Here is a 19,232-nt window from a genome sequence, read left to right as displayed (position 1 = left end):
TAGTTACGCAGATACAACATCGTGCTGGAAACACGGCCGGGTCGCGCAGATTTCAGGGAGCTTTGCATGAACCGGTACACACGAATTGCACTGATTTCGGGCGTCGCGCTGACGGGGAGCTGGATCGCCTTCGGCCCCGGCATTGCCCAAAAGACGGCGAGCACGCCGCCGATCGCGCGCTATGTCATGAACGTCAGCACGACGACTGGCATGGCGGGCATGCAGGGCGGCGCCAGCAGTGCCATCAGCATGATGATGGGCGGCGGGGCCTCGAATCGCGAGATGCACACTGTCGAACTGCGGCTCGGCTCGCGCAACGCTGCCACGCCGGGCGCACCCAAGGCCGATCACTTCCCGCCCGACGCCGCCAGGATGGGCAAGGCGCTGCCGCTCATCACGCCCACTGGCGGGACGTCGGAAACGCCGCCCCAATCCTATGAGCGCCCCAAGGGACGGTTGCTGCTCTATTGGGGGTGCGGCGCGAAGGCGGGGCCGGGCCAGCCCGTGATCATCGATTTCGCCAAGCTGGCCGCGGGGCAGATGCCGCCCAACCTCTTCTCGACGCGTGTGCCAGTCGACTACGGCCCCAGTTCGTCGAACAGCAAGACTTTCGGCCACTGGCCCAATGCCAAGGGTGGCCAACAGCCCGGCAAGGGCTCGTCGCTCCTCGGCGAACACCGCATCGCCGGCAACTACACGCCCGAGATCAAGTTCAGCCTCGCGCAGGACTATATGCCGGGCATCGTTGGCCGCGCGAGCGAACAGGCGGGCGCGACCAATATCAGCTGGAATGCCGTCACCGGCGCGACCGGCTATTATGCCTGGGCGGTGGGCGCCAAGAGCGATGGCGGCAATTCGGGTGATTTCGTGTGGTGGTCGTCCTCGGCTACACGCGAGTTCGGCGGCGGGCTGTGGGATTGGCTGCCCCCCGAGACCGTGCGGCGCCTGATCACCGAAAAGGTGGTGATGCCCCCGACGCAGACAAGCTGCACCATCCCCGCCGAGGTCAAGGCGGCGGCATCGGGATTCCTGATGTCCAACCTCAACGCCTATGGCCCCGAGGCCAATTTCGCCTATCCGCCGCGTCCGGCAAATGCTGCGACGCCATGGAAGCTCGAATGGACGACGCGGGTCCGCTTCCGCTCGACGACGATGTGGATGATCGGCGGGCCCGATATGGGCGAGATGTCGGCGGCCACGGATGACTCGGGCGAGGCGCAGCCGCAGAAGAAGTGCAAGAAGAAGCGCGGGCTGGGCGGTGCCCTGGGCGGCGTGATCGGCGGCGCGCTGGGCGTCGGCGACGGCTGCTGAGCCTGTGCCGGCACCGTGAAACAACGGGCTGACGCGATCATCGCGCTGCTTGCCGGCACGGCCTTTTTCGCATTCGGCGTCGGGATCGCAATGGCGGTCCCGGCGCTTTTCCTTGTCGGCGGAGCGGCCGCTGCGACGGCGGCGGTGCTATGGGTGTTGCGGACTGACGCCTGAGCCAGACATGGTGGCGGCGCGCTTGGCGGCGAGCGCGTCGAAGATCATCGCCCCCGCCATGAACACCGCGCCAGTGCAGGCAAGGCACAGCAGATAGCCGCCATATCCTGGAAACTGCGTCAGATAGTGCTTGCCGCGCTCCATCGCGCCCAGCGAGAGCGCGTAGATGATAAGGCAGGCTTCGAAACGGGTCTTGATGACGAAAAGGCGCTTGATCCGGGTCCACATGCCAAAACTAAAGCAAGGGGCGGGCCAGTCCCGGATTCCCGGACCAATTTCTTAACGATCATGGTTATCTGTAAGTTAATCCGACAGCGGTTCAGCCCAGCTCTGCCAGATCGAGCGCCTCGAGCAGCGCGCGCCGTGCGGTGCGCACCCGATCGACGAGCGCAGACGAATTGATCGCGCCGGCATCGATCGTCTCGGGCCAATGCGTCGCTACGACCCCCTCGATCCGCCGCAGCTTCTCCTCGTCCACCAGGAAGCGTGGGTCCACGGTGGCGGGATCGCAGACCACGCGCAGCCGCAGGCAGGCAGGGCCGCCGCCATTGGCCATCGACTGGCGGACATCGACGGGTTCGAGCCGACGGATCGGGCCGTTGCCTGCGACATGTTCCTGCAGCCATTCCCAGACCGCGGGCGTGTCGCGCGCCTCGGTAGGGAGGACGAGCGCCATGCCGCCGGCACCGGGCAGGCTCACCAGCTGCGCGTTGAACAGATAGGAGGTGATCGCTTCGGCCAGGCTGACGCGGGCTGCAGGCACCTCGACGATCTCCACCTCGGGCATCAGGCGGCGCAGGTCGGCATAGAAGCCTTCCTTGTCCGCAAAGGCGTTTTCATGCGTGAAGAGCACGCGTTCATTGGCAACCGCGACGACATCGTTGTGGAAGGCGCCCGCGGCGATCGCTTCTTCCGACTGCTGGACAAAAAGCGTGCGTTCCATGTCGAGCCAGTGGCGACGCGCGACGGCCTTCGACGCCTCGATATGCTGGCGCGCTGGGTAGGGGCCACCGCTCCTGCCATAGACGAACACCTCGACTCCGGGCTCGTCATGGCTTGCGCAGAGCCGCATGTGATTGGCCGCGCCTTCATCGCCAAATGGCGCCGGAACGGGGCCATGGACCGCGAACGCGGTGCCTGCGAAAGCCAGGCGAAGCTGTGCGAGCGTGCCGGGCCATTCATGACTGCGGTGCGGCATCGTCACAAGATTGGCGACCGTGAGATGGCACTTGCCGTCGGTTGTGTCGGGCGCCGGCGATACCGTCGCGGCGTTGGCGGCCCACATCGAAGAAGCGGAGAAGGAACAGGCGCGGACATGCGGTTCGGCGGTGTCGAAATCGGTGCTGAGGCTGTCGAGCCAGTCGGTATCGGGGCGGTCATGCGGCAGGAGGATGCCCTGTGTCAGTCCGAGCGCGATATTGGCGCGCATCTTGGCGAGCCCCTGCAGCGCCGCGGCGCGCGGTTGCGAGAGATGGCCGGCGTTCTTCGCCGAGGCAAGGTTGCCGAGACTGAGGCCCGCATAGTTGTGGCTCGGTCCAATGATGCCGTCGAAATTGATTTCCCTGAGCGACATTCAGAACTCCGTTTGAAAGCCGTGCTACCAGCGCGCCACGTGCGCGATCGTGTCGCCGATACCGACGCCCAGTGCCGCCGCACCCTCGGCATCGATCGCGATGCCGCCACCTTCATGGCGCTCGATAAAGGCATAGGTCGCCCTGTAATCGGCCAGCCGACCGTGCGCGGCGAGCACCTTTTCGCCGCCTTCACTGCCGATCGCGACAATCTCCGAATCCTCGGCTTCCTGGATCGAGCGGATCGCGTCGGTGCGCGCGGTCATCGTCGGGCCGCCGTCGAAAATGTCGATATAATTCTCGAAGGCGAAGCCTTCGTTCTCGAGCATCCGCATCGCGGCGCGGCCGCTGGGATGGGGAATACCGATCACCGCGCGTGCGCTTTCGGGGAGCATTGCGGTGTAGATCGGATGCTTGGGCATCAGGTCGGCGATGAACTGGTTGCCATGGACCGCGTTGAACTGGTCCGCGTCCTGGAAATTCATCCCGAAGAAGCGGCCCGCAAGCCCGTCCCAGAAGGGCGATCCGCCCGCCTCGTCGATCACGCCGCGCAGTTCAGCGAGGATGCGGTCGGCGAAGCGCGCGCGATGTTCACGGATGAAGAGGTAGCGGCTGCGCGCAATCAGCAGGCCAAGCCCGCCCGCCCGCTCCCCGGGATGCAGGAACAGGCCGCCCACTTCGCTCACCCCCTCGAGGTCGGTCGAGAGCGTCAGCATGTCCGCGCGGAAGGTACGCCTCAGTTCCTCGCTGTGCTGGGTCAGCGTGCCGATGCGATAGGAATAGAAGGGCCAGCGCTGGCCGACCTGCGAGAAGATCTGGCAGGTGCCGCGCACCTCGCCCGTCTCAGTATTCTCAAGGACGAGCACGAACAGGTCGTCCCCAAGCGCGTCATCGTCGCGCTGGAAAGCCCCTGCCGAGCGCTCCAGCTTGGCGGCGAGTGACTTCTTGTCGGGCGGCAGGTTGGTGAATCCGCCGCCCGTCAGTTTCGCCATTTCGTAGAGATGCTGCAGGTCGCCTTCGTGCGCCGCTCTCATCCGGAAGCTCAAATCATTCCCCTCTCGGCTATTCTCATTATGGTGAGCGCGGACAGCGCCGCGCGTTCGGGCAGCGAATCCGCGATCAGATATTCGTCGGCGGAATGGATCGCGCCGCCGCGCACCCCCATGGTGTCGACCACCGGCACGCCGCAGGCGGCGATGTTGTTGCCGTCACACACGCCGCCCGATGTCTTCCAGCCGATGCTGAGGCCAAGGTCGGCACCGGCCTGCCTGACCAGACCGAACAGCCTTTCCGCCTTGGCATCGAAGGGCTTGGGCGGGCGGCCGAAGCCACCGTGCAGGTGGATATGGACCTCATGCTCGGCCACAATCTCGGCGATCAGCCGGTCGAGCAGTGCCCGCGCCGCGATTTCGTCCTGGGGCGTCGCGGGGCGGAAATTGACGCGCAGCGCCGCGTGGTCGGGCACGACATTGTTCGGCCCGCCGCCATCGATCTTAGCCGGATTGACCGCAAGGCCCGGCGCAACTGCCCGCTTGAGGCGAAGCGCAAGGTCGGCCGCGGCGACGATCGCGTTGCGCCCGTCCTCCGGATTGCGACCGGCATGCGCGCTGCGGCCCGTGATCACCGCCGAGAAATTGCCGCTACCCCCGCGCGCGCCCGCAAGCGTGCCATCGGGAAGCGCCGCCGGTTCATAGGTGAGCGCGGCGACCTTGCCGCGTGCGGCGCTCGCGATCAGCGCGGCGGACGCGGCCGAGCCCGTTTCCTCGTCCGAATTGAGCACCACCTCATAGCCGATCCGCGCGGCCGCGGGAGACGCCTCGATCGCGCGCAGCGCGGCGAGCATCACGGCGATCCCGCCCTTCATGTCGGCGACGCCGGGACCGTTGAGCACGCCGGGCTCGCGCCAGTTCAGCGCCTGAAAGGGGTGATCGAGGGCAAAGACGGTGTCCATGTGTCCAGTGAAGAGCATCTGGACAGGAGCGTCGGCGCGCACCTTCAGATGCACATGGCTGCCATGCGCGAGCGTCGTGACCGATCCGTCCGCCGCCACGCTTTCGACCGGGGCGGGCTCGACCAGCTCGAGATCGCCGGGCAGCGCGGCAAAGGCGTCGGTCAGCAGCCCCGCCATCGTCGCCAGCCCGTCGAGATTGCGCGTGCCGCTGTTGATCGTCGACCATCGCTCGACCTGCGCAAGCATCGGCGCATCCTGCGCTGCTTCGATCGTTGCGCGTTCGGCATCGGATAATGTGGTCATCCGGTGCTTCTAGTGAGCGAAGGCTTCGGGGTGAACCCCCCGTTCAGAAATCGTAGATGAGCGAAACCCGGCTCAGCCGATCGGTCGTCTCGCGGCCTACGGGCGGGTCGCTTTCATATTGCACATTGTAACTGAGCCGCGCCGAGAGCGGACCATAGACCTTGGCATTGAACGCGCTCGTGCCGTTGATCGTGCTGTTGAGCGAATCGACATAGACCGCTGCGTTCTGGTTGAAGGTCAGCGATGGCGCGATCTTCCATTCAAGGCTGATCGAACCGCGGCCGGCCGCCGACGACTCCGCCCCGCCGTCTGTGAATTCGGTAAAGCGATAGGCCGGCCCCGCTTCCAGCTCGACGCTGAGCGGCTTGCCATCGGGCGTCCGATAACCGATCCCGGCGGAAAGCGCATAACGGCTGTCATAGCCGATGAAGCGGTCATGCTCGTATTGCGCGAGGCCATAGATATAGGTGCGCGGATTGAAGCGGTAATTGGGCTGATATGACACGAGATAGCGTTCGCGTGTCGTCTTGCCGTCATTCTCCTGATAGTCCGCCTGCGCGACAAAGGCGTGGCGCCAGACGGGATCCTCGCGCTTGAGCGAAACCCCGGCGCTGACCCCGAAATAGTCCGAATTGCCCTTGGCATAATAGCCACCAAGCTCGCCCTTGCCCTTCCAGGGTGGGGGCGGGGGTTCGACCTCTTTGGTCTCGGCCTTTGCGCTTTCGACGAGCGGGACGACCGGTGCGGAGGGATTGGTTGCGGCGAGCCGCTCGGCACGCCATGAATCAACGCGCGCGCGGATTTCGGCGGCAGAATCGGGCCATGTCTTTTCCGCATATTTGGCGATGGTTGCGATCTCGGCCTCGTTGCCCTCGGCGATCGCAGCGTCGAGCATGACGCGCGCCGGATCGGGCATCGCCCATGCCGGAGATGCCAGCGCTGTCATGGCCGTCAGTGCAACAAGGGGGGCTGCAGGAACGCGCATCTTTCCAACATCATGAACGGGATGGTGACGGTGCGCCATATTCAGCCCCCGGCCGCTCTTGGCAACCCCGCGGCACGAAAAAGTCATACAAAACGCGGCGAAGGGATACAAAACAGCTTTCGCGCATTTGTGTGGGCGGTCGTAACAAGAGTGTCATTTTCAGAATGTGTCGGCGTGCATTGATCGTTGAGGACGAGATTCTCGTTGCGCTCGATATCGAGAGCGCGCTTGAGGCGCAGGGGATCGAGGTGGTCGCGATCGCTGCCGACAGCCGCACGGCGATGCGCTATGCCGATCAGGTCGATCTCGCACTGGTCGACATCAATCTGCGCGACGGCCGCACGGGCCCCGCGATAGGGCGGACGCTCGCGATGGATCACGGCGTTTCGGTCGTGTTCGTCACTGCCAATCCTGCGCAACTGGGTGCCGGCGTCGAAGGCGCGACCGGGGTTATGGCCAAGCCGTTCTCCGATCGGTGCATCGGCGCGACGATCGACTATCTGACGAAATGCGGCGCGAAGCCCCCGCGCGAACTGCACCTTTTCAACTGACGCCAGGGACTATTTCCGCGCGAGCGATTCCATCGGAATGGCGATCCGCGCGCGCAGGCCGTCGCGTTCCCAGGCCTTGTCGATCGTGCCATGAAGCTGGCCACCGATGCTCAGCTCGATCAGCCTCGACCCGAAGCCCTTGAATTGGGGCGCCTGCGCGATGGCAGGGCCGCCAATTTCGCGCCAGTCGATCACGCAATCGTTGCGATCGGCGGCGACATCGACCGTCACCCACCCGTCACTTCCCGAAAGCGCCCCATATTTGGCGGCATTGGTGGCAAGCTCGTGGAAGAGCAACGCGAGCGGGGTGGCCGAACGGTCATCAATAGCTGGATCGGCGCCGGCGATGCGGACGCGCGGTCGGTCGCCGTCATTATAGGGGCTGAACAGTTCGTCGAGCAGCCCGTGAAGCCGGGTATGTTCACCGTCCTGCAGCAGCCCGCCGCCGTGCGGACGGATAAAATTGTGCGCGCGGCCCAGCGCCAGCACCCGCGTCCGGAGGTCTTCGGCCATATCGCGCAGCTCGGGACGGGTGCGTGCTGACAGGTTGATGAGGCCGGCGATTACGGCGAAGATGTTTTTTATACGGTGACTGAGCTCGTGCGCGATGAGGTCGCGCTGTTCGGCGGCCAGGCGCGCTTCGTGGATGTCGGTGCAGGTGCCGAACCAGCGGATGACCCGGCCCTCGGCATCGCGCATCGGCAGCGCGCGGCCAAGCGCCCAGCGATATTCGCCGCTATGGTGCCACATGCGATATTCGATCTCGTAAGGTTCCCCGGTGGCGAGCGACTGCCGCCACATGGCCCAGGTGCGATCACGGTCATCGGGATGAAGCACCTTGTCCCAACGTTCGCCGTCGGTCTCTCCGGGGACGGTGCCCGTATATTCGTACCAGCGCGCGTTGAAATAGTCGTTGTGACCGTCGGGCAGTGTCGACCAGATCATCTGCGGCATGGTGTCGGCGAGGACGCGGAACTTGTGCTCGCTTTCGGCGAGGCGTCGGTCACGTTCCTCGATCAGCCGCACGCGCCGCCGCGCCTCGAGCAGCGCCATCACCTGTGCTGCCAGCACGTCAAGACCCTGTTGCTGGAGCGCGGTCAACCCCGCGCGCGGCGCGGTGTCGATCACGCACAGCGAACCGAGCGGCACGCCTTCGGGCGACACCAGCGGCGCACCAGCATAGAAGCGGATTCCCGGCGCCCCCGTTACCAGCGCGTTATCGGCGAAACGCGGATCGTCGCGCGCGTCAGGCACGATCATCGTCGCCTGGCCGAGCATGGCGTGCGCGCAGAACGAGACCTCGCGCGGCGTCTCGCGCATGTCGAGGCCGCGGTGCGCCTTGAACCACTGACGCTCGCGTCCCACGAAGGAGATGAGCGCGATGGGCGCTTCGCAAAGTGCAGCGGCGAATTCGACCACCTGCTCGAATCCATCCTCGGGCGGCGTGTCGAGGACCGCATAGTCGGTCAGCGTCTGCGCACGCCGATCTTCGTTCAGGGTTGTGGTCATGCGAATTTCCGATGCCGGACGACGACAGGGCGTCAGCTGGCGGTTTCCAGATAGGGCGCGAATTCCGCGACGATGTCTTCGTAGAGCTTGCGCTTGAAGGGCACGATCAGCTGCGCCAGCTCATTGGGATCCGCCCACTTCCATGCGCGGAACTCGGGATGCGCGGTGGCGATGTTCACATCGGCATCGGTGCCCGTGAAGCGCGCGAGAAACCAGCGCTGGCGCTGGCCGCGATAGCGCCCCTTCCAGACCTTGCCGATCAGCTCGGGCGGAAGGTCATAGTAAAGCTCCTCACGCGAACGCGCGACGATGCGGATCAGGCCGATATCAATTCCGGTCTCCTCGCCAATCTCGCGCAGCGCCGCGGTTTCGGCATCCTCACCCTCGTCGATGCCGCCCTGTGGCATCTGCCATGCCTCCAGCGTCGAATCGAGCCGCTGGCCGACGAAGACGCGGTTCTCTGCATTGAGCAGCATCACGCCGGCACAGGGACGGTAAGGCAGGTCGTTGGGGTCGGTCATTCAGCAGCAGCCTGTTCCATAACCCGGCCCGCCTCGGCTTCCGAGACGAGATCCTTGAGCGCGCGCAATGCGCCCGCGATGTCGCCCACCGAAGACGGGATTCCCCTGGCGAGGTTGATGAAGCCGTGGATATTGCCCTTGGCTTCGCGGAAGATCACCGACACGCCCGCGGCCGCGAGCGCGCCGGCATAGGCGCGGCCCTGGTCGCGGATCGGGTCGAGGCTCGCGGTCAGCACCAGTGCCGGCGGTAGCCCCGCCACGTCGCCAAGCAGCGGCGAGGCGCGGACATGATTGACGTCGGCGGCATAGTTGTTGCCGAACCATTCCATCGCTTCATGCGTCAGCAAGCGACCTTCGGCGAATTTTTCGTAGCTCTCATAGGGCTTTGAGAAGTCGGTCGCAGGATAGATCGGGAATTGCGCGATCACCGGCACCTGCGCGGGCGCATCGCGCAGCGCCATGGCGGTGGTGATGGTCAGGTTCCCGCCCGCGCTGTCGCCCGCGAGGATCAGGCCGGTCACCGCACGGCCCAGCGCGGCGGGGCTCGATGCGACCCAGCGCGCCGCGGCCTCGCAATCATCAGGCGCGGCGGGCCAGGGATGTTCGGGGGCGAGGCGATAGTCGATCGCAATCACGGGCAGGTCGAGCAGACGCGCCGCCTCGGCGCAGAAGGGGGCATGGGTCTCGAGATCGCCGATCACCCAGCCGCCACCGTGGAAGAAGACCATGGCCGGCCCCGGCACGCGGTTTTCGCGCACATCGAACAGGCGGGCAGGGATGGGACCGGCGGGGTCGTCGATCGCCAGGTCGCGGATCACCGCGAGTTCGCCGAGCGGCGCATCGGCGATGTCGCGCATCGCGCGCATCGCCTGCCGCGCTTCGGGCGGGGAGAGTTCGTGCATGCGTGGCCCCGGCAATGCGTTCAGGAAGGTCAGAAAGGCTTGGGTGTCGGGACGGGTATAGAAGTCGTTCACATGACTCTCCTGCAGACATTGGCTCTTCGAGGCCTGATCCCTAATTAGGGACTGTGCTGCACGTCGTCCATCATCCCGATTACAAGACACCAGCGCCTTCCGGATCGCGCTTTCCGTGGGACAAGTACGGGCTGGTGATGACGGCGCTGGAGGAGAGCGGCGCGGCGCACCGCATCCACCAGCCAGAGCCGATGCCGCGCGAGCGCATCGAGGCCGTGCACTGCCCCGATTATGTTGCCGAGGTGATCGAACTGCGCGTACCGCCCGACAAGGCACGGCGGATCGGCTTTCCGGTGAGCGACCGCGTGGCGAGGCGCGCCCAGCTGACGCCGGGAGGAACCTGGCTGGCAGCCCGATTGGCGCTGGAGCACGGCCATGCCGCCAATGCCGCCGGAGGAAGCCATCACGCGCTCTACGATACGGGCGCGGGCTATTGCGTGTTCAACGATCTGGCGGTCGCAGCGCGTCGGTTGATCGACGAGCGTGATGCGCGCCGCATCCTGATCGTCGATTGCGACGTGCATCAGGGCGACGGTACCGCCGCACTGCTCGCCGGCCATCCCGAGATCGCAACCTTCTCGATCCATGCCGAAAAGAACTTCCCCGCACGCAAGGCGCGCTCGACACTCGATGTCGGATTGGCCGACGGTACCGGCGACGACGCATATCTGGGGGCGCTTGTGCAGCACCTGCCCGGAATCATCGACGGCTTTGCGCCCGATCTGATCCTCTATCAGGCCGGCGTCGATCCGCATCAGGACGATCGGCTGGGGCGGCTTTCGCTGACCGATGCGGGGCTTGCGGCGCGCGACCGCTTCGTCGGGCGCGAGGCGGGGCGACGCGGTATCCCGATCGCGAGCGCACTCGGCGGGGGTTATGGCGACGACCGCATGGCGATCGCCCGCCGGCATGTCGCGGCGATGCTGTCGCTGGCAGCGGGCCATGCCGGCGGATGATGCGTTTTCTGCTTTGCGGCGGGAGCATTACGCGCCTAGCATGGTTCTGGAGAGAGACAGGAAGGACGATCGCTTATGGCATCTGCCGTCCACGAGGTAAGCCCGGAAGAGGCATCCTCACACCCCGCGCCTGAGGCCGTGGTCGTGCGCTTTGCGGGCGACAGCGGCGACGGCATGCAATTGACCGGCGGGCAGTTCACGCTGTCGACCGCACTCGCCGGAAACGACCTTGCGACCTTCCCCGATTTCCCCGCCGAGATCCGCGCGCCGCAGGGCACGACCTTTGGCGTTTCGGCGTTCCAGATCAATTTCGGATCGACCTCGATCGAGACCGCAGGCGACGCGCCCGATGTGCTGATCGCGATGAACCCCGCGGCGCTCAAGATGAGCGTGGGCGTGCTCAAGCCCGGCGGGCTCATCATCGCCGACGAGGGCGAGTTCTCGCCGCGCAACCTCGCGAAAGCGGGCTATGACGCCAATCCGCTCGTGGATGGCACGCTAGCCAAGTGGCAGCTCGTCCATTTCAACATCTCGCAGCTGACGCTCGATGCGGTGAAGCCATTCGGGCTCGGCAACAAGGAAGCGCTGCGCTGCAAGAATATGTGGACGCTGGGGCTCGCGCTCTGGATGTTCGACCGCGACCGCAAGCCGATCGTCGACTGGCTGCATACCAAGTTCGCCAAGGCACCCGAGCTGGCCGAGGCCAATATCGCCGCGCTCAACGCGGGCCACGCCTATGGCGAGACCGCCGAGCTGGGCGGTCCCATGAAGCAGCATCATATCGCGGCCGCTCCTGTCGAGCCCGGGCTGTACCGCACCGTAACCGGTGCGGAATCGATCTCGCTCGGGCTGGTGGCGGGCGCGCAGCTCGCCAACCTGCCGATGTTCTTCGGCGGCTATCCCATCACGCCGGCTTCGGCGATCCTGCACCATCTCTCGCGCCTGAAGGAATATGGCGTCACCACCTTCCAGGCGGAGGACGAGATTGCCGCGATCGCGAGCGCGATCGGTGCGGCCTATGCGGGGTCGCTTGGTGTCACCTCGTCATCCGGGCCGGGGATTGCATTGAAGACCGAGGCGATCGGGCTTGCGATCATGACGGAGCTGCCGCTGGTGATCGTGAATTCGCAGCGCGGCGGCCCCTCGACGGGCCTGCCGACCAAGACCGAGCAGTCCGATCTCTATCAGGCGGTCTATGGTCGCAACGGCGACGCGCCGATGCCCGTGATCGCAGCGCGCTCCCCCGCCGACGCCTTCGACTGTGCGATCGAGGCGGTGCGGATCGCGGTGCAGTTCATGACCCCTGTCATGCTGCTGACCGACGGCTATATCGCCAATGCCGCCGAACCCTGGAAGGTGCCCGACATGGGGGGCTATGCGCCCTTCGCGGTAGACTTCATGACGGAAGCGCCCGCCGACGGCTTCAAGCCCTATGCGCGCGACGGCAAGCTCAAGCGGCCATGGGTCAAGCCGGGTACCCCCGAACTGATGCATCGCATCGGCGGCATCGAGAAGGCGGTCGACACCGGCCATATCGACTATGCGCCCGCCAACCACCAAGCGATGACCGAGATCCGCCGCGACAAGGTGCTCGGCATTGCGCAGCATGTATCCGAGCAGGAGGTGACGCTGGGCGAGGCGAGCGGCAAGCTCGCCATTGTCGGCTGGGGCTCTACCTTCGGCCCGATCCATCAGGCAGTACGCCGCCAGCGCGCAAAGGGCAGGGACGTTGCCCATATCCATGTCCGCCACATCTGGCCATTGCCGCGCAATCTTGGTGACTTGCTAAAGGGTTATGACAGGATCCTCGTCCCCGAAATGAACACGGGGCAGTTCAAGACGGTGTTGCGCGACCAGTATCTGGTCGACGCGCAGCCCCTCAACAAGATCAGCGGTCAGCCCTTCCGCATCGCGGAGATCGAAGCGGCGATCGAGGAGGCGTTAGGGTGATCACTTTCGTCATGCTGAACTTGTTTCAGCATCCATCTCTCCGCCTCGCGGCAGCGTCCGCATGGACCCTGAAACAAGTTCAGGGTGACGATCTGCGTGGGATCAAGCCATGAACGAAATGACCAAGATCGGCACCGCGAAGGACTGGGAAAGCGACCAGGAGGTCCGCTGGTGCCCCGGCTGCGGCGACTATGCCATTCTGAAAGCGGTTCAGCGGACTATGCCAGAACTGGGCGTTCGCCCAGAGGATACCGTCTTCATTTCCGGCATCGGCTGTTCGTCGCGTTTTCCCTATTACATGGAAACCTACGGCTTCCACACGATCCACGGCCGCGCGCCCGCGGTGGCGACGGGGGTGAAGCTCGCCAATCCGAACCTCGACGTCTGGATCATCACCGGCGACGGCGATGCGCTTTCGATCGGCGGCAACCACACCATGCACCTGCTCCGTCGCAATCTCGATTGCCAGATCCTGCTGTTCAACAACGAGATCTACGGGCTCACCAAGGGGCAATATTCGCCGACCTCGCGGATCGGGACGCGCTCGCCCTCGACCCCCTTCGGATCGGTCGACCGGCCCGCGAGTCCCTGCGCCTTCGCGCTCGGCTCGGGTGCGCGCTTCGTCGCGCGCGGGATCGACGTCCACAAGAAGCTGCCCGAAGTGCTCAAGGCCGCGCACGCGCACAAGGGCGCGGCGTTCATCGAAATCTTCCAGAACTGCATCGTCTATAATGACGACGTGTTCGCGCCCTTTACCGAAAAGGCCAACGCACCGGAGGGCCAGCTCTGGCTCGAACATGGCCAGCCGATGCTGTTCGCGAACGGCACCAAGGGGCTCAGGCTCAATCTCGACCATCTCCATCTCGAGATCGTCGATGTCGTCGAGGGCGACTGGCAGGCGGCGGGCGTGCAGGTGCATGACATCGCCAACCGCTCGGTTGCGCATATGCTCGTCGAACTGCCCTTTGGCGCCTTCCCGATGGCGCTGGGCGTGCTCTACGACGATCCGCGCCCGAGCTTCGAAGAGGCGGTGATCGCGCAGAACGCGCACGCCTCGGAAGGCAAGGCGGCGGACCTGCAGAAGCTTGTCGCCAGGGGGCAGACCTGGCAGGTCGAAAAACAGCCGCGCGTCGAGTGATCGCGATGGAAAGTTGCGCAAAGCTTTCGCTTGCGTAAGGATTGCGATCATGGACGTGCAACTGCCTGAAGGAGGGCATCACTTCGTTCGGACCGCGGGGGCGCGGGCGCTGGGCAGCGGCTGGCTCTCGGGGCTGTTCGCGCGCGGATTTCGACGCGTTCTCGACCGGATCGATGCGGGCCTCGATGAGGGCGGGATCGAGACGCGCTTGCCCGACGGTTCGCGCCGCGTCCTCGGCGGGCGGGGCCCGGGACCCGTCGCCGAAGTCGAACTGCGCAGCTGGACCGCGCTGCTCCGGCTTGCGCGCTCGGGCTCGGTCGGCTGGTACGACGCGTGGGTGCGGGGCGAATGGACGAGCCCCGACCCGGTGCTGCTGTTCGACCTGTTCATGCGCAATCGTACGAGGCTGGGCAATGCAGGCCGCGCAAACGGCATATTCCGCGCGCTGGTCAAGCTGCAGCACTGGCTCCGGCGCAACAGCCGCACCGGCGCACGGCGCAATATCGAATTCCACTACGATCTGGGCAACGAATTCTATGCGCTGTGGCTCGATCACAGCATGACCTATTCGAGCGCGCGCTTCGCCGAGCCGATTTCGCCCGCCGAACCGCTGGAACAGGCGCAGGCGCGCAAGATCGCGACGCTGCTCGGCCGGCTCCGGCTCAAGCCCGGCGACACGCTGATCGAGATCGGGTCGGGATGGGGCGCGCTCGCCGAGACCGCGGCGCGAGATCATGGCGCGCTGGTCACCGGGATCACGCTCTCGCCGCGCCAGAAGCTCTATGCCGAACAGCGTATCGCGGCCGCCGACTTGCAGGAGCGCGCGCGCTTCGAGCTCGTCGATTATCGCGATGCGCGGGGTCAATATGACGCCCTCGCCAGCGTCGAGATGGTCGAGGCGGTGGGCCAGCAATATTGGAGCGACTATCTTGCGGCGATCCACCGGCTGCTCAAGCCCGATGGACGCGCCGCGATCCAGTATATCCTGATCGCCGACGATATTTTCGAAGGCTATGCGGCGAGTGCCGATTTCATCCAGACCTATATCTTTCCGGGCGGGATGCTGTTGTCCGAAAATCGTTTCCGCGCGCTGGCCGAGCGGATCGGGCTCGAATGGCGTGACCGCGAGTCCTTCGGCCTGCATTATGCCGAAACGCTCAAACGCTGGCGCGAGAATTTCGACGCGGTGGTCGAGGCCGGGCGGCTGCCGAGCGGTTTCGACGCGCGCTTCGTCGATCTGTGGCGCTATTATCTGATGTATTGCGAGGGCGGGTTTCGCGGACAGGGGATCGATGTCGCGCAGGTCACGCTCGTCAAACCGGCATAGGACAGGGAGGGGATTGTGAAAGTGAAGGTGATGTTCGCGTGGGCGCTGCCCGCGATGCTGCTTGCCGGCTGCGCCACGGCGCCGGTCAAGGTGACGGGGAACAACGCGGACCAGCTGCGCCAGGCGGGGGCAGAGATCCTGTTCTGGAGCCAGGAACAGCGCGACGCCAACTTTCCGCATATGGAGAAGCTGTTTCCGGGAGACGTCGCCAAGGCGTCCGCGAAACCCTATCGGCTGGGCAAGGGGGCGCCGCTCGATTTCGGGCCCGGCGATCCCGTGGGCGCGCACATGGCGGCGCATAATGTCGCGGGGCTGCTCGTGCTCCAGGACGGCAGGATCCGGCTCGAACGCTATGCGCGCGGCTATTCGGGCGCCGGGCGCTACACCTCGTTTTCGGTCGCCAAGTCGCTGACCTCGACGCTTGTCGGCGCCGCGGTGGCGGATGGTTACATCAAGTCGGTAGACGATCCGTTGACGCGCTACATCCCCGAGCTTGCGGGCAGCGCCTATGAGGGCGTGAGCGTGAAGCAGCTGCTCACCATGACCTCGGGCGTCAGGTGGAACGAGGACTATACCGATCCCAATTCGGACGTCGCCTCGATGTACAAGGATCCGCCGCAGCCCGGCGTCGACCAGACGATCGCCTATCTGAAGAAGCTGCCGCGCGAGGCCGCGCCCGGCACCAAATGGGTCTACAAGACGGGCGAGACCAATCTGATCGGCGTGCTCGTCACCAAGGCGACGGGCAAGACGCTGGCGCAATATACCGAGGAAAAGATCTGGAAGCCCTTCGGCATGGAGCGCGACCTGTTCTGGATGGTCGACGCGGGCGGGCAGGATATCGGCGGCTGCTGCCTGTCGGCGAGCCTGCACGATTATGCGCGGATCGGGCAGTTCGTGCTCAACGATGGGGTTATCCGCGGCAAGCGCGTCGTGCCTGAAGGCTGGTTCGCCGCTGCGACCGGCGCGCAGGCCCAGACCGGGCGGCCGGGATCGGGCTATGGCTATCAATGGTGGACCAATGCCGATGGCACGTTTCAGGCGCAGGGCATATTCGGCCAGCTGATCCATGTCGACCGCGCGCGCAAGCTGGTCGTGGTGATGTCGGGCGCCTGGCCCAAGGCGACCGATCGAACGCTGGGCGCCGAACGCATGGCGTTCGTCCGGCGGATCAGCGCGGCGGCGGACGCCGCGCCGCAATGATCGAAGCTGGTCTCAGCCCCTCAAGAGCCTGATCGTTTGAGGTGGAAGCGCAATGCGCTTCCGCCGAAAGGTGAATCAGGCTCTATTCAAAACGTTGAGACCTTGATTCACGGTTCAGGCTGAATCAGCCTGAACCGATCAAGGTCTAGGCTGGGGCATCCGGTAGCGCGAGACGATCAGCTCGAGCACGGCCTGGTTGAGCAGTCGCGCAAAGGCGCAGCCGACCATCTGGCCATTGTTCCACACGACTTCGGCCTGAAGCCCGCTGAGGCCGGGCAGCGTCAGCCAGCACAAGGTGCCGGGCTTCATGCCCGTCACTGCCTGGCACGCGAAACCCGCGAGCGACAGATCGGTCACCACCACCGGGAAGCCACCCGAGCCCGAAGGACGGAGCGTTGCCGGAATGCTGACCGCCGCGCGTGGCGCGCAACGATCCTCCTGCGCCGCCATCTGGTAGCGGGGTGTCGTTTCCGTCGTTGAGGTCATCGTGAATTTCCTTGCTTAACGGAAAGCCGCGATAATCCTCTTCATTCGTTGGATTCGGGTTGAAGAATTTAGTTAACGCGCTCGCGGTGACCGGTTTCGAAATCGCCGGCGGCAAGCGCGACGATGCGCTCGGCAACTTTTTCCGGACCTTTCAAGGCCATAGGGTCTTCGCCCGGAAAGGCCTGGGCGCGCATCGCGGTCGCGGTCGCACCCGGATCGACGATCGCGGTACGAACGCCGGACAGGTTCTTCACCTCCTCGCCATAGGCCGCAACCAGCGTTTCGAGCGCCGCCTTGGATGCACCATAGGCGCCCCAATAGGCACGCGGGACCTGCGCGACGCTCGAGGTGAGCGCGATCAGCCTGGCCGACGCGCTCTTGCGCAGCATCGGATCGAACGCCTTGATGAGCGCGTGCGGTGCGAGCAGGTTGGTCGCGAGCACGGTGTTGAATTCCTTGGCGTCGATCGTCGTGACCGGCGTCAGCGTGCCGAGCATTGCCGCGTTGAGGACGAGGACGTCGAGTGCATCCCAGCGGCCTGAAATCGCGGTCGCGAGCCGCGCGATGCTGTCCCCCTCGATCAGGTCGAGCGGCGCGATCGTGGCGCTGCCGCCTGCCTGATGGATGCGGTCCTCGACCTCTTCGAGCGCGCCCGCGGTGCGCGCGGTCAGGATGACGTGCGCGCCCGCAGCGGCCAGCGCCTCCGCGGTCGCCGCGCCGATGCCCCGGCTCGCGCCCGTTACAAGCGCGAGTTTTCCTTCCAATGGTGCGGTCATTGCTGTCAGTTCACCCGTTCGGCGAGGAGCTGGAACTGATCCTCGACCGCCAGATCGTCATGATCGGTCAGCGTCGTCGGATAGTCGCCGGTGAAGCAGGCGTCGCAATATTGCGGGCGGATGTCGTGCCGGCGTTCCTCGCCCAGCGCCTTGTAGAGCCCGTCGATCGAGATGAAGGCGAGGCTGTCGGCGTGGATGAAGTCGCGCATTTCCTCGACCTGCATCCGCGCGGCGAGCAGCTTGGCGCGCTCGGGCGTGTCGACGCCGTAGAAGCAGCTGTGCCTGGTCGGCGGGCTGGCGATGCGCATGTGCACTTCCGACGCCCCCGCTTCGCGCATCATCTGCACGATCTTGAGGCTGGTCGTCCCGCGCACGATCGAATCGTCGACAAGGATGATGCGCTGGCCGTTGATCAGCGCACGGTTGGCGTTGTGCTTCAGCTTCACGCCGAGGTGGCGGACCTTGTCGCCGGGCTGGATGAAAGTGCGGCCGACATAGTGCGAGCGGATGATGCCGAGTTCGAAGGGGATCCCCGATTCCTGCGCATAGCCGATCGCGGCGGGGACGCCCGAATCGGGCACGGGAATGACGAGATCGGCATCGACGGGCGACTCGATCGCGAGCTGCGCGCCGATCGCCTTGCGGACCGAATAGACCGAGGAGCCGTCGACGATCGAATCGGGCCGCGAGAAATAGACATGCTCGAAGATGCACGGGCGTTTGGCGACATTGTCGAAGGGATGGATCGACTGGACCTCGCCTTCGCGCACGAGAACGATCTCGCCGGGCTCAATGCTGCGGATGAATTCCGCGCCAACAACGTCGAGCGCGACGGTTTCGGATGCGAAGATGAACGCGTTGTCGAGCTTGCCCATCACCAGCGGGCGGATGCCCAACGGGTCGCGGCAGGCGATCATGCCCTCGGGGGTCATGCAGATCAGCGAATAGGCGCCTTCGACCTGCTTCAATGCGTCGATGAACTTGTCGAGCAGCGTCCGGTAGGTGGAGGTCGCGACGAGGTGGATGATCGTCTCGGTATCCGAGGTCGACTGGAAGATCGAGCCGCGGCGGACAAGATCGCGCCTGAGCTTCATCGCGTTGGAAATGTTGCCGTTATGCGCGATCGCGAAGCCGCCCGAGGCGAGGTCGGCGAAGAGCGGCTGGACGTTGCGGAGCGCGGTTTCGCCCGTCGTGGAGTAGCGGACATGGCCGCAGGCGACCATGCCGGGCAGCGCACGGATCACCTCGTCGCGGTCGAAATTCCCCGCGACATGGCCCATAGCACGGTGGGTGTGGAAATGTTCGCCGTCGAAGCTGGTGATGCCCGCGGCTTCCTGACCGCGATGCTGGAGCGCGTGGAGGCCGAGCGCGACCAGCGCGGCGGCGGTATCAGCGCCGGTAATGCCGAAAATGCCGCACTCTTCGCGCAGCTTGTCGTCGTCAAACGGGTTCGTCGTGAGCATGTGATTCGCCTGTCGCTCGGGAGCGTTCGGGGCGCATATAGGGTCGGTCATCGCCTTTGTCGCCCTTTTGTAACAAAATTGCC

18 protein-coding genes are annotated in these 19,232 nt (G+C 65.2%); 7 read left to right on the top strand and 11 right to left on the bottom strand.

Annotated elements, in window-relative coordinates; genetic code table 11:
* Positions 1-66 precede the first annotated feature (66 nt).
* On the top strand, positions 67-1,311 hold the full coding sequence (locus tag AC3WJD_RS11085) for a hypothetical protein (protein ID WP_492746690.1): 1,245 nt from the start codon (positions 67-69) through the stop codon (positions 1,309-1,311).
* A 147-nt stretch (positions 1,312-1,458) separates the two neighbouring features.
* On the opposite strand, the gene AC3WJD_RS11080 is transcribed toward AC3WJD_RS11085, so the two are convergent.
* The 5 genes from AC3WJD_RS11080 to AC3WJD_RS11060 all read right to left on the bottom strand — a co-directional run bounded on the left by AC3WJD_RS11080 (position 1,459) and on the right by AC3WJD_RS11060 (position 6,256).
* Positions 1,459-1,713 carry a hypothetical protein gene (locus AC3WJD_RS11080; protein WP_492746689.1) on the bottom strand — a complete coding sequence of 85 codons (255 nt, stop codon included), beginning with the start codon at positions 1,711-1,713 and terminating at the stop codon, positions 1,459-1,461.
* 91 nt (positions 1,714-1,804) lie between these two features.
* On the bottom strand, positions 1,805-3,058 hold the full coding sequence (locus tag AC3WJD_RS11075) for an N-succinylarginine dihydrolase (RefSeq protein WP_492746688.1): 1,254 nt from the start codon (positions 3,056-3,058) through the stop codon (positions 1,805-1,807).
* 24 nt (positions 3,059-3,082) lie between these two features.
* Complete coding sequence (locus AC3WJD_RS11070) at positions 3,083-4,102, bottom strand: arginine N-succinyltransferase (protein WP_492746687.1); 1,020 nt, start codon at positions 4,100-4,102, stop codon at positions 3,083-3,085.
* Entirely contained in the window at positions 4,099-5,310 is a 1,212-nt protein-coding gene (locus AC3WJD_RS11065) for a hydrolase (protein WP_492746686.1), read from the bottom strand. Before AC3WJD_RS11065 ends, AC3WJD_RS11070 begins: the two co-directional genes overlap by 4 nt.
* A gap of 43 nt (positions 5,311-5,353) precedes the next feature.
* Positions 5,354-6,256, bottom strand: a complete 903-nt coding sequence (locus tag AC3WJD_RS11060) for a DUF481 domain-containing protein (protein ID WP_492746685.1) — start codon at positions 6,254-6,256, stop codon at positions 5,354-5,356.
* Between the two features lie 203 nt (positions 6,257-6,459).
* Here AC3WJD_RS11060 and AC3WJD_RS11055 point away from each other — a divergent pair, with 203 nt between their 5' ends.
* Positions 6,460-6,846, top strand: coding sequence for a response regulator (locus AC3WJD_RS11055; protein WP_492746684.1), 387 nt, complete (start codon positions 6,460-6,462; stop codon positions 6,844-6,846).
* Positions 6,847-6,855: 9 nt separating this feature from the next.
* Here the strand turns inward: AC3WJD_RS11055 and AC3WJD_RS11050 are convergent, their stop codons facing one another.
* The 3 genes from AC3WJD_RS11050 to AC3WJD_RS11040 are packed head-to-tail and all read right to left on the bottom strand — an operon-like array spanning position 6,856 to position 9,850.
* Positions 6,856-8,355 (bottom strand): sensor histidine kinase, encoded by a 1,500-nt coding sequence (locus AC3WJD_RS11050; RefSeq protein WP_492746683.1) that lies wholly within the window; start codon positions 8,353-8,355, stop codon positions 6,856-6,858.
* A 32-nt stretch (positions 8,356-8,387) separates the two neighbouring features.
* Entirely contained in the window at positions 8,388-8,876 is a 489-nt protein-coding gene (locus tag AC3WJD_RS11045) for an RNA pyrophosphohydrolase (protein WP_492746682.1), read from the bottom strand.
* Positions 8,873-9,850, bottom strand: coding sequence for an alpha/beta hydrolase (locus tag AC3WJD_RS11040; RefSeq protein WP_492746681.1), 978 nt, complete (start codon positions 9,848-9,850; stop codon positions 8,873-8,875). Before AC3WJD_RS11040 ends, AC3WJD_RS11045 begins: the two co-directional genes overlap by 4 nt.
* A 53-nt stretch (positions 9,851-9,903) precedes the next feature.
* Between AC3WJD_RS11040 and AC3WJD_RS11035 the strand changes: the two genes are divergently transcribed.
* From AC3WJD_RS11035 to AC3WJD_RS11015, 5 genes are all read left to right on the top strand, one after another.
* Positions 9,904-10,806, top strand: a complete 903-nt coding sequence (locus AC3WJD_RS11035) for a histone deacetylase family protein (protein ID WP_492746680.1) — start codon at positions 9,904-9,906, stop codon at positions 10,804-10,806.
* 75 nt (positions 10,807-10,881) lie between these two features.
* Positions 10,882-12,756: a 2-oxoacid:acceptor oxidoreductase subunit alpha gene (locus tag AC3WJD_RS11030; RefSeq protein ID WP_492746679.1), complete on the top strand. Its 1,875-nt coding sequence runs from the start codon at positions 10,882-10,884 to the stop codon at positions 12,754-12,756.
* A gap of 109 nt (positions 12,757-12,865) precedes the next feature.
* Positions 12,866-13,894: a 2-oxoacid:ferredoxin oxidoreductase subunit beta gene (locus AC3WJD_RS11025; protein WP_492746678.1), complete on the top strand. Its 1,029-nt coding sequence runs from the start codon at positions 12,866-12,868 to the stop codon at positions 13,892-13,894.
* A gap of 49 nt (positions 13,895-13,943) precedes the next feature.
* Complete coding sequence (locus tag AC3WJD_RS11020; protein ID WP_492746676.1) at positions 13,944-15,221, top strand: class I SAM-dependent methyltransferase; 1,278 nt, start codon at positions 13,944-13,946, stop codon at positions 15,219-15,221.
* Between the two features lie 15 nt (positions 15,222-15,236).
* Positions 15,237-16,424 (top strand): serine hydrolase domain-containing protein, encoded by a 1,188-nt coding sequence (locus AC3WJD_RS11015; protein ID WP_492746675.1) that lies wholly within the window; start codon positions 15,237-15,239, stop codon positions 16,422-16,424.
* Positions 16,425-16,562: 138 nt separating this feature from the next.
* On the opposite strand, the gene AC3WJD_RS11010 is transcribed toward AC3WJD_RS11015, so the two are convergent.
* From AC3WJD_RS11010 to purF, 3 genes are all read right to left on the bottom strand, one after another.
* Entirely contained in the window at positions 16,563-16,910 is a 348-nt protein-coding gene (locus AC3WJD_RS11010) for a PilZ domain-containing protein (RefSeq protein ID WP_492746673.1), read from the bottom strand.
* Positions 16,911-16,978: 68 nt separating this feature from the next.
* Positions 16,979-17,686, bottom strand: coding sequence for an SDR family NAD(P)-dependent oxidoreductase (locus AC3WJD_RS11005; RefSeq protein WP_492746672.1), 708 nt, complete (start codon positions 17,684-17,686; stop codon positions 16,979-16,981).
* A gap of 5 nt (positions 17,687-17,691) precedes the next feature.
* Positions 17,692-19,149 carry an amidophosphoribosyltransferase gene (purF, locus tag AC3WJD_RS11000; protein WP_492746671.1) on the bottom strand — a complete coding sequence of 486 codons (1,458 nt, stop codon included), beginning with the start codon at positions 19,147-19,149 and terminating at the stop codon, positions 17,692-17,694.
* Between the last annotated feature and the right edge of the window lie 83 nt (positions 19,150-19,232).

It is taken from the genome of Sphingobium sp. FW306-1B-F04DB, from assembly GCF_058781925.1.
This window is presented reverse-complemented; position numbering and strand designations above follow the sequence as displayed.